This window comes from Stenotrophomonas sp. GD03930, from assembly GCF_029839665.1.
GTDB classification, from domain to species: Bacteria; Pseudomonadota; Gammaproteobacteria; order Xanthomonadales; family Xanthomonadaceae; genus Stenotrophomonas; species Stenotrophomonas forensis.
The window spans coordinates 256,765-270,943 of record NZ_JAOCAV010000001.1; the positions used below are offsets into that span (position 1 = coordinate 256,765).

Annotated in this window: 13 protein-coding genes; 4 read left to right on the forward strand and 9 right to left on the reverse strand. The window is 67.9% G+C overall.

Annotated elements, in window-relative coordinates; genetic code table 11:
- Positions 1–6 precede the first annotated feature (6 nt).
- Positions 7–243: a hypothetical protein gene (locus N5C18_RS01270; protein ID WP_049456456.1), complete on the reverse strand. Its 237-nt coding sequence runs from the start codon at positions 241–243 to the stop codon at positions 7–9.
- Positions 244–408: 165 nt separating this feature from the next.
- On the opposite strand from N5C18_RS01270, the gene N5C18_RS01275 reads away from it, so the two are divergent.
- Positions 409–1,407, forward strand: coding sequence for a polysaccharide lyase (locus N5C18_RS01275; RefSeq protein ID WP_164241121.1), 999 nt, complete (start codon positions 409–411; stop codon positions 1,405–1,407).
- Between the two features lie 9 nt (positions 1,408–1,416).
- On the opposite strand, the gene agp is transcribed toward N5C18_RS01275, so the two are convergent.
- The 3 genes from agp to N5C18_RS01290 all read right to left on the reverse strand — a co-directional run bounded on the left by agp (position 1,417) and on the right by N5C18_RS01290 (position 6,176).
- Positions 1,417–2,628: a bifunctional glucose-1-phosphatase/inositol phosphatase gene (gene agp, locus N5C18_RS01280; protein WP_164241120.1), complete on the reverse strand. Its 1,212-nt coding sequence runs from the start codon at positions 2,626–2,628 to the stop codon at positions 1,417–1,419.
- On the reverse strand, positions 2,625–4,457 hold the full coding sequence (gene smrA, locus N5C18_RS01285) for a multidrug efflux ABC transporter SmrA (RefSeq protein WP_279943620.1): 1,833 nt from the start codon (positions 4,455–4,457) through the stop codon (positions 2,625–2,627). The genes agp and smrA overlap by 4 nt, the downstream gene beginning before the upstream one ends.
- Positions 4,458–4,613: 156 nt before the next feature.
- A complete protein-coding gene (locus N5C18_RS01290) occupies positions 4,614–6,176 on the reverse strand; it encodes a serine hydrolase (RefSeq protein ID WP_279943621.1) in 1,563 nt (520 codons plus the stop codon).
- Between the two features lie 110 nt (positions 6,177–6,286).
- Here N5C18_RS01290 and N5C18_RS01295 point away from each other — a divergent pair, with 110 nt between their 5' ends.
- Positions 6,287–6,730: a VOC family protein gene (locus N5C18_RS01295; protein ID WP_164242607.1), complete on the forward strand. Its 444-nt coding sequence runs from the start codon at positions 6,287–6,289 to the stop codon at positions 6,728–6,730.
- Positions 6,727–7,602 (forward strand): DUF72 domain-containing protein, encoded by an 876-nt coding sequence (locus N5C18_RS01300; protein ID WP_279943622.1) that lies wholly within the window; start codon positions 6,727–6,729, stop codon positions 7,600–7,602. Before N5C18_RS01295 ends, N5C18_RS01300 begins: the two co-directional genes overlap by 4 nt.
- On the opposite strand, the gene N5C18_RS01305 is transcribed toward N5C18_RS01300, so the two are convergent.
- Positions 7,523–8,137: a Pr6Pr family membrane protein gene (locus tag N5C18_RS01305; protein ID WP_164242605.1), complete on the reverse strand. Its 615-nt coding sequence runs from the start codon at positions 8,135–8,137 to the stop codon at positions 7,523–7,525. The genes N5C18_RS01300 and N5C18_RS01305 overlap by 80 nt on opposite strands.
- Positions 8,138–8,216: 79 nt before the next feature.
- Between N5C18_RS01305 and N5C18_RS01310 the strand changes: the two genes are divergently transcribed.
- Positions 8,217–9,164: a DMT family transporter gene (locus N5C18_RS01310; RefSeq protein ID WP_279943624.1), complete on the forward strand. Its 948-nt coding sequence runs from the start codon at positions 8,217–8,219 to the stop codon at positions 9,162–9,164.
- Positions 9,165–9,194: 30 nt separating this feature from the next.
- Here N5C18_RS01310 and N5C18_RS01315 read toward each other — a convergent pair whose 3' ends face one another.
- The 4 genes from N5C18_RS01315 to N5C18_RS01330 all read right to left on the reverse strand — a co-directional run bounded on the left by N5C18_RS01315 (position 9,195) and on the right by N5C18_RS01330 (position 14,110).
- Positions 9,195–10,355 (reverse strand): AAA family ATPase, encoded by a 1,161-nt coding sequence (locus tag N5C18_RS01315; protein ID WP_053508313.1) that lies wholly within the window; start codon positions 10,353–10,355, stop codon positions 9,195–9,197.
- Between the two features lie 164 nt (positions 10,356–10,519).
- A complete protein-coding gene (locus N5C18_RS01320; protein WP_053508276.1) occupies positions 10,520–11,590 on the reverse strand; it encodes a sensor domain-containing diguanylate cyclase in 1,071 nt (356 codons plus the stop codon).
- Between the two features lie 134 nt (positions 11,591–11,724).
- The gene (locus N5C18_RS01325) at positions 11,725–12,447 is read right to left on the reverse strand and encodes a pseudouridine synthase (protein WP_005408708.1); all 723 of its coding nucleotides are present in this window, start codon (positions 12,445–12,447) and stop codon (positions 11,725–11,727) included.
- A 34-nt stretch (positions 12,448–12,481) separates the two neighbouring features.
- Positions 12,482–14,110: a GGDEF domain-containing protein gene (locus N5C18_RS01330; protein ID WP_230078882.1), complete on the reverse strand. Its 1,629-nt coding sequence runs from the start codon at positions 14,108–14,110 to the stop codon at positions 12,482–12,484.
- Positions 14,111–14,179 lie beyond the last annotated feature (69 nt).

Sequence of the window (14,179 nt, forward strand, 5' to 3'; positions counted from 1 at the left end):
GCCGGGTCAGAGCAGATGGATGTACATTTTCTTTGAGCCCAGCCGCAGATCTACGAAGTACTCAACACCACAGCCACGACAGGCTGCAGGGCAATCCTCATCGCTGCCCCGCTCGTTTTCCAATGAGCCAGCCACTACCGGGTATCCGCACTCGAAACAGTTGAAAGCCACATGGTTGCCATGCGGATCAGCAGGGATCTCGTCACCCTCACCGTCCATCACGAGAAAATCCGTGATTTTCATCGCCACTTCCTCCCGCTGAGTTGATGACGACAGACTAGCCGACTCTTGAGCTTCAGGCGCCGCTCCGGTCCTGAACACATGCAGAGCGGGCTTGCGCGGCCTCACAACTGGCAAACGACTCCGGGCGCATCGTTCGCACGGCCTTCCCTTTCCCTGCAGGTTCCAATGCGCATACTTGCGCTACGCCTCGGCCTCCTTTCCGCTGCCTTGGCGGCCGGCACTGCCTTCGCCGCCTGCCCTTCCCCACCGATCGGACACCCCGACATCCGCGCCCTGGGCTACTACACCGACAAGGCCGGTTCGGTGATCGACCCGGCACTGCACCAGCAGAATCACGATGCCACCGCGCCGCTGGACCGTTATGCCGCGGACGTGGCGCGCATGAGCGACGACTATCTGCGCGACGGTAGCCCTGCCGCCGCGCAGTGCACGCTCGCCTGGCTGGGCGCATGGGCGAAGGACGGCGCGATGCTCGGGCAGATGATCCGGGTCAACAACGATCAGTCGTTCTACATGCGGCAGTGGATGCTCGATGCGGTGGCCATGGCCTACCTGAAGGTGCATGACCAGGCCGACCCGCAGCAGCGCGCGCGCATCGATCCGTGGCTGCAACAGCTGGCGCGTGCCAACCTGGCGTACTGGGACAATCCGAAACGGCGCCGCAACAACCACTACTACTGGGGCGGGCTGGGCGTGCTGGCCACCGGTCTGGCCACCGATGACGAGGCCCTGTGGCGGGGCGGCCACGCCGCCTTCCAGAAGGGCATCGATGACATCCAGGACGATGGCAGCCTGCCGCTGGAAATGGCGCGCGGGCAACGCGCCCTGCACTACCACGATTACGCGCTGGCGCCACTGGTGGTGATGGCCGAACTGGCGCGGCTGCGCGGCCAGGACTGGTACGCCAGCCGGGATCACGCCATCGACCGCCTTGCCCGCCGCGTCATTGAAGGCAGCAAGGACCCTGCGTGGTTCAACGAACAGACCGGCGTTGCACAGCTGCCGCTGCAGGCCAGCGGCTGGGTCGAGTTCTACCGGTTGCGCTCACCCGATGGTGGCCTGTTCGACGCGGCACACGCACGCGGGCCATTTCACTCGCCGCGGCTGGGAGGCGATCTTACCCTGATGGCCACGCACGGCATCGTGCGTGCGCCGCTGCGTTAGCGGCGTGGCTCAGCGGGCTGCCGGATGCAGCAGATGTTGGAATTCGGCGACGGTGCAGCCCTGTGCCGCGCACCCCGGCACACGCAGCGCGACGCGGCCCGGCGGCTGCGCCTCGGTCAGCGGCTGCGCATCACGCAGCTGCGCGCTGGTCGGGTAGACGTAGGCCAGGCGGATACGCTCCACCCCGCTGTGGCGGTCACGCCAGCGCTCGAACTGCAGCAGGCCACCGATCGGTGTCTTCTCGTACTGGCCTGGCAGCGTGTAGTCGGTGATGCCCAGCGCCGCCAATACGGAACCGATGTTGGAATCGTGGCCGACCAGCAGGTTCACCTTCGGCGAGGCCGGATCCTCCAACAACGCATCCACGCGTTCCAGCAGCGGCCCGGCCACATCCCGCGCCACCTCGGGTGGTCCGAACAGGATGTCCTGGTAGCCGTTGCGGATCTGCGCCAGCGCCTGCCATTGCGCCTCTGTGTTCAACCGGCCCCAGCCTTCGCGCGGAATGCCACTTCCCTGGTAGTGCTCCATCAGCAGGGCATCGACCAGCCCGCTGGCCAGGGCCAGGGATCCAAAGACGCGCGGCTCTTTGCCCGCGTCTGCGCTGAAGCGGGTGCCGGCCAGGGTCAGACGGCAGTCACCATGGCCCTCGCACGCCGCCGACTGCGGATAGCGGGTGATCGCCTCCACCACGGACAGGGCCGGTGCCAGCTGCGAACGTACCAACGCCTGCTGCATCGCCGACTGCGCGCGTTCGCGGAAGGCCGCGTCATCGCGGTGGATCACCGGGTTGAACAGCGGGTCCATGGTGCCCAGCGGCATGCGCTGTTCAATCACAACATGGCAGCCCGGGAAGGCACCGGCCACAAAGAACTGCGCGGTGGCCTGGGTGCGCTGCAGGCTGTTGGCATGGGCGTGGAAGTCGGCGGGCCGCGGGCAATCCGACACCGGCAACAGCTGTGCCTGCCGCAGCCACTGGCCCATGTAGCGGCCCATGTAGACCTCCAGCACGCCGCCCTTGGTGGTCAGCTCACCCGCAGCCACATCCCAGCGCGGCCAGGTTTCCGGTGTCGCGTTGGCAAGAGCGCCGGAGTCCACCACCGGCGCGCGCAGGTTGTGGCGGCTGAGCAGGACGACCTGCTCGAGCTGGTCGCCTTCCACCGGCGCTGTCGCCGCAGTCGCGGCCGGAGTTGCCAGGCTGAGTGCCAGCAGCAGAGCAATCATTGATCGGCCGCCACGAAACCACCGGTCTGCCGCGCCCACAACCGCGCATACAGGCCGCCGGCCGCAATCAGTTCGGCATGGGTACCGGTCTCGACGATGCGGCCCTGGTCCATCACCACCAGCCGGTCCATGCGCGCGATGGTCGACAGCCGGTGCGCGATCGCGATCACCGTCTTGCCGCCCATCAGCTCGTCCAGGCTGTCCTGGATCGCCGCTTCCACTTCCGAATCCAGCGCCGAGGTCGCCTCGTCCAGCACCAGGATCGGTGCGTCCTTCAGCAGCACGCGGGCAATGGCGATGCGCTGGCGCTGGCCACCGGACAGCTTCACGCCACGCTCGCCGACGTGGGCGTCATAGCCACGACGACCCTGCCCGTCCACCAGCGTATCGATGAAGGCCTCGGCACGTGCCTTGGCCACGGCAGCACGCAGCTGTTCCTCGGCCGCATCCGGGCGTCCGTACAGCAGGTTGTCGCGGATCGAACGATGCAGCAGCGAGGTGTCCTGGGTGACCACGCCGATCTGCTGGCGAAGGCTTTCCTGGGTGACATGGGCGATGTCCTGGTCGTCGATCAGGATGCGGCCGCTTTCCAGGTCGTACAGGCGCAGCAGCACGTTCACCAGGGTCGATTTGCCGGCGCCGGACGGGCCGACCAGGCCGATCTTCTCGCCCGGCTTCACCACCAGGTCCAGGCCGGCGATCACGCCGCCCTTCTTGCCATAGTGGAAGTGGATGTCCTGGAAATGCACGCCGCCACGGGTCACCTGCAGCGGCACCGCATCCTCGCGGTCCTGCACGGTCAGCGGCTGGGCGATGGTGGTGATGCCATCCTGCACCGTGCCGATGTCCTCAAAGATGCCGTTGATGGTCCACATGATCCAGCCGGACATGTTGTGGATGCGGATCACCAGGCCGGTGGCCAGGGTGATCGCGCCGACCGTGATGTGGCCGCCGTTCCACAGCCACAGCGCCAGCCCGCAGGTACCGGCAATCAGGAAGCCGTTGACGATGGCGATGGTCAGGTCCATGCCGGTGGTGATGCGGGTCTGTGCGCGGTGCTTGACCGCCAGTTCCTGGATCGACTCGGCCACATAGGCCTGCTCGCGCCCGCCATGGGCGAACAGCTTCAGCGTGGGAATGTTGGTGTAGCCATCGACGATGCGGCCCATCGCCTTGGAACGCGCCTCGGAGGCGATCCAGGCCCGTTCCTTCGCGCGCGGCACGAAGTAGGCCAGGATCACCGCATAGGCCAGCAGCCACAGGATCAACGGCACCATCAGCCGCCAGTCGGCCTGCGCGAACAGGTACAGCGCGGTGCCGGTGTAGACCACGATGTACCAGAGCGAATCGACCATCTGCACCGCCGACTCGCGCAGCGAGGTGCCGGTCTGCATCACCCGGTTGGCGACGCTGCCGGCGAAGTCGTTCTGGAAGAAGCTCAGGCTCTGCCGCACCACGTAGTTGTGCATCAGCCAGCGCGAACGGTTGCTCAGGCCCGGCACGATGGCCTGGTTGACCAGCAGGTTGTGCAGGCCGACCAGGATCGGTCGCGCGATGACCGTGATGAACAGCATCCAGCCCAGTTCGTTGGCGTGGCGCGTGAAGAAATCGGCACCCGGCTGCTCGGCGACCATGTCGACGATGCGGCCCAGGTAATCGAACATGGCCACTTCCACCAGCGCCAGCAGCAGGCCGGCGATGAGCGTGGCCAGCAGCACCGGCCACACCGGGCGCAGGTAGTGCAGGTAGAACGGCAGCACCTTGCGTGGTGGCATCCGCCCATCCACGGGCGGGAATACCGGAATCAGGGATTCAAACCAACGGAACATTGCATTCCCTCGCCTCTTGCAAGCGGCGGAGTATCCCACGCCGGATGTGTACGCCAGCCGATGATCGCCACCGCTCCGGTAGTGCCGGCCGCTGGCCGGCAACCTCATGATCTGCGGAAACGTCGCGAGGTTGCCGGCCAGCGGCCGGCACTACCCTTATTCCTTGACCGGGGTGAACAGCAGGTCCTGGAAATCGAAGCTGAAATCAGTCAGGTCGGAGATCGGCTGCATGCGCACGTCGCGTACCTTGCCGTCCGGGTCCAGGGTGAAGTTCACGAACGCGTCGGCGTTGAGCGAGCGATCCTCCCAGCGCACGATGAAGGTGTCGTGCTGCCAGTGCTCCAGGCGGCCGCTCAGTTGTGCGGTCTTCATGAAACGCAGGCGCAGGCCCTTGCCCTCGGCACTGATCTGCATGTCGCCATACCAGCGGTCGCGGAACGTCCCGGTGTAACCGGCCAGCGCCAGCGACGGCGTGCTGCGCTTGTCCCGTGCAGCCTGGTGCTTGGCCCAGGCTTCATCCGCCTTGTCCTGACCCTTGGCCACGGCCTTGGCGTAGGCATCGACCCAGTCGTGCTTCTCTCCCCCCAGGTAGGCATCGAGCACGCTCAGGGTGATCGCGTTGAACGCCGCGCCCACTTCCTGGTTGGTCAGCACCACCACGCCCAGCTTCTCGCCCGGCACCAGGGTCAGCCGCGAGACCATGCCCGGCCAGCCACCGGTGTGCCAGACCAGCTTCTGGCCGCGGTAATCGCTCAGGCTCCAGCCTTCGCCATAGCCGGCGAAGTTGGCCCGCGCCGGTGCCAGCTCCGGTACGCTCGGCGCCGGGATCGACTGCGGCGTGATCATCCGCCACATCTGCTGCTGGCTCTTCTCGGTGAACAGCGGCGTGCCATCGGCCAGCTTGCCCTCGGCCAGCTGCACCTGCATCCAGCGTGCCATGTCATGCGCGCTGGAATAGATGCCACCGGCGCCGGCATTGTTCGACCAGGTCAGCGGCGCAACGGTGCGCAGGTCCTTGAAATCGTACTTGGCGTGGCCGACCGCCGCCGTGTCGCCCGGCTTCAGGTGATCGGCGTTGTAGCGCGTGCCGGTCATGCCGACCTTGTCGAAGATGCGGGTCTGCAGGAACTGCTGGTAGCTCATGCCCGAGACGTGCTCGATCACCTGCTGGGCGACCGCGTACAGGATGTTGTCGTAGGCATAGCTCTCGCGGAAGCCCCCCTTCAGCGGGACCTGGCCCAGCCGCTGCACCACTTCGGCGTTGCTGTAGGACGTGGTCGGCCAGAACAGCAGGTCACCGGCGCCCAGGCTCAGGCCACTGCGGTGCGAGAGCAGGTCGCGGATCGTCATCTGCCCGGTCACGAACGGGTCTGACATGCGGAACGACGGCAGGTGGTCGATCACCTTGTCGTCCATCTTCAGCTTGCCGTCTTCGGCCAGCAGGTTCAGCGAAGTGGCAGTGAACGCCTTGGTGTTGGATGCAATGGCAAACAGCGTATCGGCCTGCACCGGCTCCGGCCTGCCCTGCTCGCGCACGCCCCAGCCGCGTTCCAGCACCACCTGGCCATCCTTGACCACGGCCACGGCAATGCCGGGCACGTCGAACTGCGCGCGCACGCGCTCGACCGTCGCATCCAGGTCCTGCAGCGGCGTCGGGGTCGACGCGCTCGCCATGGTCGTGCAGGCCAGCAGCACGGCGCCTCCAATCCAGGTTTTCATCCAGCACCATCTCCGAACAGGGGTCGCGGCCATGTGCAGGCCGTCACCGGGGTTTCGCGCAATGGTAACGGTCGCCGGCGCACCCTGCCCTGTGCCATAGGAGGGGTGTCATGGGCGAGAACAGCCAGCCGGGCAACGGCTCCACCATCATTCCGTGCCTGCGCTACCGCGACGCGCTGGCTGCCATCGACTGGCTGCAGCGCGCCTTCGGCTTCCACGCCCAGGCCGTCTACGCCGATGGCGAGACCGTGTTCCATGCGCAGCTGACCTTCGGCCACGGCATGATCATGCTCGGTTCGGCCAGCAACGAGAGTGCGTGGACGGAGCACACCGCCATGCCTGATGAGGTCGGTGGCCGCCAGACCCAGAGCGCGTGCGTGATCGTCACCGATGCCGATGCGCATTACGCCCGCGCCAAGGCCGCCGGGGCACGCATCGTGATCGACATCGCCGACCAGGACTATGGCGGCCGCGGCTACGCCTGCGCCGACCCGGAAGGCTACCTGTGGTGGTTCGGCAGCTACGACCCGTGGCGCGCGGACCACGGCCAGTGACGGTCGCTTCCCGGCAGGCGGCCATCCGCTGTGGCATCGGTGGCTGGGTGTTCCCCGAATGGCGCGGCGGCACGTTCTATCCGGCGGGGCTTGCGCAGCGCGAAGAACTTGCGCACGCCAGCCGTGCGTTGCGCTGCATCGAGATCAACGGCACCTTCTACCGCACACCTACACCGACCCAATGCGCGCAATGGGCGGCGCAGACGCCGCAGGGCTTCCGATTCTCGATGAAGGCGCCGCGTTACCTGGTGCAGCGCCGCGACCTGTCCAGCACGGTGGAGGCCGCCGCCCCATTCCTGCAGGCTGCGCTCGCGCTCGGCGACCGGCTCGGTCCGTTGCTGTGGCAGTTCGATCCGCGCCATCCGGCCGATGCCGATGCACTGGACGCGCTGATGGCCCAGCTGCCGAAGCAGCTGGATGGCGTGCCGCTGCAGCACGCGCTGGAAGTGCGCAATGCAGCGGTGCACGGTCCGGCGCTGGTTGCCGCTGCCCGCCGTCATGAGGTGGCCCTGGTGATCGAGGACAGCGACGAGGCGCCGTTGCACGGCGATGTCAGTGCCGGCTTCGTCTACGCGCGGATCAAGCGCAGCCAGGCCCGCTTGATGGAGGGCCTGCCTGTGCCCGTGCAGCAACGCTGGGCCGAACGCGCACGACGCTGGTCACAAGGCGCGCCCGTGGACGACCTGCCCTGCCTGGCCGAACCGCCCCCGGCCAGTCCCCGCGAGGTCTATCTGCTGTGCATCGGCGCGGGCAAGGCACGCAATCCGGCGGCGGCGATGGCGTTGCAGCGGCTCATCGACGGCGCCAGCGATCCAGCGCCCACAGCATCGTCCAGCCCAGCACGAACACCGCGGCGACGCGCAGCACGTTGATCGCGAAAGCCACCGCGCCGATCCGTTGCACCTCAAGGAACGGGTACGGCGCCTGTCCCAGCAGCCAGGCCAGGGTCATCGCCCAACCGAGATAGGCCAGCGGCAGCCACAGCACCACCGCCAATGCACGCCAGCGCAGGCCGCCGTGCGGCAGCAGCAGCAGCCAGCCGCCCAGGTACAACAGTGGCACGGCGTAGTGCAGCCCCATATCCACCCACCACTGCAGGCCAGTGGGTCGCCAAAGCGCCTGCAAGGCCAGCACATAGACCAGACAGGTCACGCCGATGCACAGCGCCATGGCCGCGGCCACGGTCGCGCCCAGCGGGCGGCCGCGTGCCAGCCATGCACACCCCAGGCACACGCCCAGATTGCTGAGGATGGTGAAGTAACCGAAGAAGCGCAGGGTCGCCGCGACCACGCCCGCCTCGCCGCCGGGCCCGCCCAGCAGCAACAGGTACTGCAGCAGCAGCGAGGTGGCAGCGACCAGGGCGGTCAGCGCCGCCCATCCACGCACGAACATCGGGCCTGCAGGCATGCGGATACCTCGCCGGGAACGGGGCGCAGCGGCGACCATGACCATCGCCGCGAACCTGCGCTTGCCGCACAATACACGGATGAGCACACCCGACACCCGCAAAGCACTCTGGCAGATCCATTTCTGTGTCCTGCTGTGGGGCGTCACCGCCATCCTCGGCAAGCTGATCACCCTGCCCGCGCTGCCGTTGGTGTGGTGGCGCATGCTGCTGGTGACGGCGATGCTGGCCCTGCTGCCGCGGGTCTGGCGCGGGTTGCGCACCCTGCCCTTGCGACTGGTGGCCGGTTACGCCGGCATCGGTGCGCTGGTCGCCCTGCACTGGCTGACCTTCTATGGCGCGGTGAAACTGGCCAATGCGTCGGTGGCCGCCACCTGCATCGCGCTGGCACCGGTGTTCACCTCGATCATCGAACCGTGGGTGGCCAAGCGGCCGTTCCAGCTGCGCGAACTGGCGTTCGGCCTGGCCGTGCTGCCCGGCGTGGCGCTGGTGGTCGGTGGCGTACCGGATGGCATGCGCCTGGGTGTGTTGATCGGCGCACTTTCGGCACTGCTGGTGGCGGTGTTCGGCTCGCTCAACAAACGCATGGTCAGCCATGCCGATCCGCTGACAGTCACCGCGCTGGAGCTGGGTGCGGGCACCCTCACCCTGACCCTGCTGGCACCGCTGATGCCGTACCTGCTGCCAGCACTGGCCAGCCCGCTGTGGGTCGTCCCGGACCTGCACGACGGCATCCTGCTGCTGGTGCTGGCCGGGCTCTGCACACTGCTGCCGTTCGCGCTGGCCCTGGTCGCGCTGCGCCACCTGAGCGCCTATACGGTGCAGCTGGTGACCAACCTGGAACCGGTCTATGCCGTGCTGCTGGCGGTGGTGCTGCTGCGCGAGCAGCAAGAGGTCACCCCGTGGTTCTACCTAGGCGTGGCGATCATCGTCGGCGCGGTGTTCCTGCACCCGCTGCTGAATCGACGCAAGCCGGTGCAGCACCCGGAGATTCTCGGTACGGCGGAAGCACGCAACATCGCCGATTGAACGCATCCACGCGGGATATCGATCGCCGTATCACCGCTGCGGCCAGTGCCATGCCGGAACATCCAGAAGGCCCTGCCCGCTCAGCAGCGTGCGCCCGTGTTCCTTGTGCAGATGCAGCGAATGGCACCCCGGCGCCTGTTCCAGCGCCGCGATCAGGCGGCTGGCGTGTGACACCACCCATACCTGGCTGCGCGCACTGGCGGCAATGATCAGCCGTGCCAGTGCCGGCAGCAGGTCCGGATGCAGGCTGGTCTCCGGCTCGTTCAGCACCAGCAGCGGCGGCGGCCGTGGCGTGTGCAGGGCGGCGGCCAGCAGCAGGAAGCGCAGGGTGCCATCGGACAGTTCCGCCATCGACAACGGCCGCAGCAGGCCGGGCTGGTGGAAGCGCAGGGCCAGCCGACCATCCAGCTCCTCGAAGCCCACCGAGGCACCCGGGAAGGCATCCTCAACGCTACGCGCCAACCCGACCGGATCTCCGATCTCGAGGATGGTGACCCAGGCCGCGGCCAGATCGCGGCCGTCGTGATGCAGCACCGGCGTCCGCGTGGCCATCGCCGGTTGTCGCGCCGGCGCATCGGCATCGCTGCGGAAGTGGTCATAGAAGCGCCAGCGGCGGATGTACTCACGCAGGGCGATGGTTTCCGGCATGCGCTGCGGATCACCGACCTGGGTGAACAGGCTGTCGAACAGCGACAAGCGGTCATCGACCCGATCCCAGCCGCGCGCATGGCGTTGCCGCACCACCACCCCGCGGCGATCGACCAGCAGGTTGGCGCTGCGCAGGAACGGTCCGGCCCAGATCGCCTCGGCCTTGATCTGCGGGTCCAGTGCGAACGCCGAACGACTGGGCGGCGGGTAACCCAGATCGATGGCGTAGCCGAATTGGTCGGTGGCAAATCCCAGTTTCAGGCCCACGGAAGCCTGCCGGGGGCCGCCCTGCAGCGGAATCTCGCCGGCCATCACCCGGCGATCAAGGGTTTCGGGGCCGGCCCATAGCGCCGAACCGAGCCCGCCCTCACGGGCCAGCACCGCCGCAACGCCGCCCTGTGCGGTTTCCGCCAGCAGGCGCAGCGCGCGGTACAGGCTGGATTTGCCACTACCGTTGTCGCCGGTGACCACATTCAATTGCTGCAGCGGCAGCACCAGCCCATGCAGCGAGCGATAGTGCGCGATGGCCAGGGTCTGCAGCATGCTCGAGGTCCGTGGAAACAGGACCGCCATGCTGGCCGGTCCTGATCGCACGAGCTGCGACGCGCTGTGCATCGGGAAGAGCATCCCCGCATGGCGTGGATCCGCTGGAGCGGCACCGGATCCTCCACACGTCGCGTGCGTTTACCGCGCCAGTGGCGGGTGTTTCAGCTCGCCAGCTCCACGCGGTTGCGGCCGTTGCCCTTGGCGCGGTACAGCGCCTTGTCGGCGCGTGCCAGCATCTGGTCCACGCTTTCGCCGGACTGGTGCTGGGCAACGCCGATGCTGATGGTCAACGGGAAACCGAGCGGCAGCTCGGCTACGGCCAGGCGCAGGAACTCGCATTGCCGTTCGGCCGCACGCAGGTCGGTGGCCGGCATCACCGCCACAAACTCCTCGCCACCGTAGCGTGCCGCCATGCCGCGACCGGCGAAGTGCGAGCGCAGCAGCGTGCCCAGCTCGGCCAGCACCCGGTCGCCGGTGGCATGGCCCTGGAAGTCGTTGATGTGCTTGAAGTGGTCGATGTCCAGCAGCGCGACACAGGCTGCACCGGACTGTGCGCCATTCATTGCCACGGCCTCTTCCAGCGCCGCCGCCATCGCACGCCGGTTGGGCAGGCCGGTCAGCGCATCGGTGCGGCTCTGTTCGGCCAGATCGGCATTCTGGGCCAGCAGCACGTCCTGGTACTCCGACAGCAGTCGCTCGTAATCGTCGCGTTCCAGCATGTGCTTCTGGATGTCGAGCGCGAAACGGCGCAGCTCCATCACCAGCATCACCTGCCGCGACAGCGCAGCCAAGGCCTCGGCCTTGTCACTGGCCAGGCGTTGCGGATGCGCGTCGAACACGCACAGCGTGCCCAGCGGCAGGCCGTCGGAACTGATCAGGGGCGCACCCGCGTAGAAGCGGACATGCGGATCGCCGGTCACCACCGGATTGTCATGGAAGCGGATGTCCTGCAGCGCGTCCTCAACCACCATGATCTGTTGCGGCTGCAGGATGGCGTGGCCGCACATCGATTCGCTGCGCAGGTTCTCCGCAGCGTCAATGCCCTGGATCGACTTGAACCACTGCCGCTCGACGTCGATCAGGGTGACGGCGGCCATCGAGGTGCCGCAGACCGCCTTGGCGATCACCACCAGGTCATCGAAGGATTTCTCGCGCTCCGAATCCAGGATACGGTAGCGGTACAGCGCCTCAAGCCGAAGGGCTTCGTTGGCAGGCTTGTCGGGCTTGATCATGCAGCGTCATGTTCCGGCAGGTCACTGCGAAGTCTAGCCGATGCGGGCGCGCAATCCGCGCGCCGGGTAGTGCCGGCCACGGGCCGGCATCCCGGGTACATCGCAGGCACGTTACAGCCGGCGAGCGGCCGGCCCTACCAGTCCAGCTGCTTCGGCAGCAGGCCCTGCAGCTCCTGCTCGGTCAGGTTGCGCCACTGGCCCGGCTTCAGCGCACCGATCTTGATGTTGTCGATGCGCACGCGGCGCAGCTGGGTCACGCGGTAGCCGAACTCGGCCGCCATCAGGCGGATCTGCCGGTTCAGGCCCTGCTGCAGGGTGATGCGGAAACCGAACTTGGCGATCCTCGAAGTCTTGCACGGCAGCGTCATCTGGTCGTGGATGCGCACGCCGCGCGCCATGCCCCGCAGGAACTCGTCTGTGACCGGCTTGTTCACCGCCACCAGGTATTCCTTCTGGTGCCCGTTCTCGGCACGCAGGATCTGGTTGACGATGTCGCCGTTGCTGGTCATCAGGATCAGCCCTTCCGACTCCTTGTCCAGGCGGCCGATCGGGAAGATGCGCTGTTCGTGGCCCACGAAGTCGACGATGTTGCCCTTGACCGATGTTTCGGTGGTGCAGGTGACGCCCACCGGCTTGTTCAGCGCGATGTAGACGTGGCGGCGTGCGCCGGGCTTGCGGGCGACGCGGGCGCGCAGCGGCTGGCCGTCGACCAGCACCTGGTCTTCCTCGCCCACCACCGCGCCGGTGCCGGCCGGATGGCCGTTGACGGTGACGCGGCGGGCGGCGATCAGGCGATCGGCCTCGCGGCGGGAGCAGAAGCCGGTGTCGGCGATATGTTTGTTGAGTCGGGTGGTCATCGCCCTATTATCCGGCATCGCCGCCCGCTGCGCTTCATGCCGGCGCGGCCGGATCAAGCTCTTCGCCGTCGAAGACCCGGTTGCGGCCGGCGCGCTTGGCCACGTACATGGCATGGTCGGCCCGGCGCAGCAGCCCGGCCAGATCGTCCTCGCCCGGTCGCCATTGCGCCAGTCCAATGCTGGCGGTCACTTCCAGCCCCGGTACCTGCAATGCCTGGCCAGCCTCGGTGATGCGCTGGCGCAGGCGGTCCAGCCGCGCCGACGCGGCTTCGCGCGGCATGCCCGGCATCAGCAGCAGGAACTCCTCGCCGCCCATCCGCACCACTTCGTCCTGGCTGCGCACCGCCGCGCGCAGGGCGCGCGCGACCGCCACCAGCACCTGGTCACCCACCGCATGGCCGTGGCGATCGTTGATGTCCTTGAACAGGTCGATGTCGAGGAAGCCGATCACCAGCGCGCCGCGCTCACGGTCAACCTGTGCCAGGTGACGGGCCAGCTGCTGCAGTCCTGCGCGCCGGTTGGGCAGCCCGGTCAGGCCATCGGTCTCGGCCAGCTGGCGCAGTTCATCGCGCTGCTGGCGCAGCCGCCCGAGCCGTTGGTTCATGGCGTAGGCGGCCATCATCAGCAGCCAGGTCACCGCCAGCTGCAGCGCCTCCACCCGGTACTCCAGCAACCATTCGGCTGCACTGGCGTCGGCGATGATCAGTACCAGCATCGGCGCCAGCGCGGCCAGCCCGGCCTGCGCCCAGCGGTCGCCGCGCCAGCGCGCCCATACGCCGGCCAGCAACGCCAGGCCACACCCCAGCAGATAGGTCACCTGCAGGCCCTGTGCGACCCAGGCCAGCTGGCCCCAGCGCAGCCACGGCACCAGCACGGCCAGTGCCAGCAGCCCCCACAGCACGATCGCCTGCAGGGGCCGCGAACGGGGCAGCGCGCGGTCGCCGCCGTTCAGCCGCCACAGCGCCGGCAGCACCAGTGCCTGGGTGGCCGCGGTCAGGGAAAGCAACCACCAGGCCCCGCGCTCGCCCACCGGCAGCCAGGGCTCCGGATAGCCGCTGAGGCCACCGAGGATCGCCTGCCACAGCACCAGCACGGTGGTGCCGGCGATGTAGACCAGGAAACTGCGGTCGCGCGTGGTCAGGAACGCCATCAACGCCGACAGCGCCAAGGCGATGGCCACCGCGATGCAGGCGGCGCGCACCAGCAGGCGGGCGGTGTCGTTCTGCTGCACCGGGCTGGGCGCGCCCAGCCGCAGGGTCGGAACCCAGCGCGCCTTCAGCGGCGTCTGCCAGGAGACCACGAACGGCGCGTGGCTGCCGGCCGGCGGCACCGCGACCAGGCCGATGCCTGCGCGGAAGCGCGAATCGCGGGTGCGGGCATCGTGCATGTTGCCGCAGATTTCGCGGTCACCGTGCTGGACCCGGACTTCGCCGGCGAAGACGTTGAACACGTCCAGCGCCTGTGGCTGGCCCGACCAGCCGCCGGGCGGCGCGGGCACTTCCACCTGCTGGCGGGCACCGGACAGCATCTGCGGCGTGCACGCGCGATGCGGGGTCGGCGCGTCGGTGGCGCCCCCGACCAGCAGGTAATCGCGGCCCGATACGGCCTCGGCAGCCTGAAGCGGCCACGATATCGCCCACCACATCAGCAGGACGGCCAGCATCCCCCCTGCTCCATACCGCCACTGCCTGCTGCCCACGCCACGTCCTGTTCCTGCTTACGTCCGCGCCCA

Coding starts and splice junctions, on each gene's coding strand:
- N5C18_RS01270 (WP_049456456.1), bottom strand. CDS start 243: ATGAAAATCACGGATTTTCTCGTGATGGACGGTGAGGGTGACGAGATC.
- N5C18_RS01275 (WP_164241121.1), top strand. CDS start 409: ATGCGCATACTTGCGCTACGCCTCGGCCTCCTTTCCGCTGCCTTGGCG.
- agp (WP_164241120.1), bottom strand. CDS start 2,628: ATGATTGCTCTGCTGCTGGCACTCAGCCTGGCAACTCCGGCCGCGACT.
- smrA (WP_279943620.1), bottom strand. CDS start 4,457: ATGTTCCGTTGGTTTGAATCCCTGATTCCGGTATTCCCGCCCGTGGAT.
- N5C18_RS01290 (WP_279943621.1), bottom strand. CDS start 6,176: ATGAAAACCTGGATTGGAGGCGCCGTGCTGCTGGCCTGCACGACCATG.
- N5C18_RS01295 (WP_164242607.1), top strand. CDS start 6,287: ATGGGCGAGAACAGCCAGCCGGGCAACGGCTCCACCATCATTCCGTGC.
- N5C18_RS01305 (WP_164242605.1), bottom strand. CDS start 8,137: ATGCCTGCAGGCCCGATGTTCGTGCGTGGATGGGCGGCGCTGACCGCC.
- N5C18_RS01310 (WP_279943624.1), top strand. CDS start 8,217: ATGAGCACACCCGACACCCGCAAAGCACTCTGGCAGATCCATTTCTGT.
- N5C18_RS01315 (WP_053508313.1), bottom strand. CDS start 10,355: ATGCTGCAGACCCTGGCCATCGCGCACTATCGCTCGCTGCATGGGCTG.
- N5C18_RS01320 (WP_053508276.1), bottom strand. CDS start 11,590: ATGATCAAGCCCGACAAGCCTGCCAACGAAGCCCTTCGGCTTGAGGCG.
- N5C18_RS01325 (WP_005408708.1), bottom strand. CDS start 12,447: ATGACCACCCGACTCAACAAACATATCGCCGACACCGGCTTCTGCTCC.
- N5C18_RS01330 (WP_230078882.1), bottom strand. CDS start 14,110: ATGCTGGCCGTCCTGCTGATGTGGTGGGCGATATCGTGGCCGCTTCAG.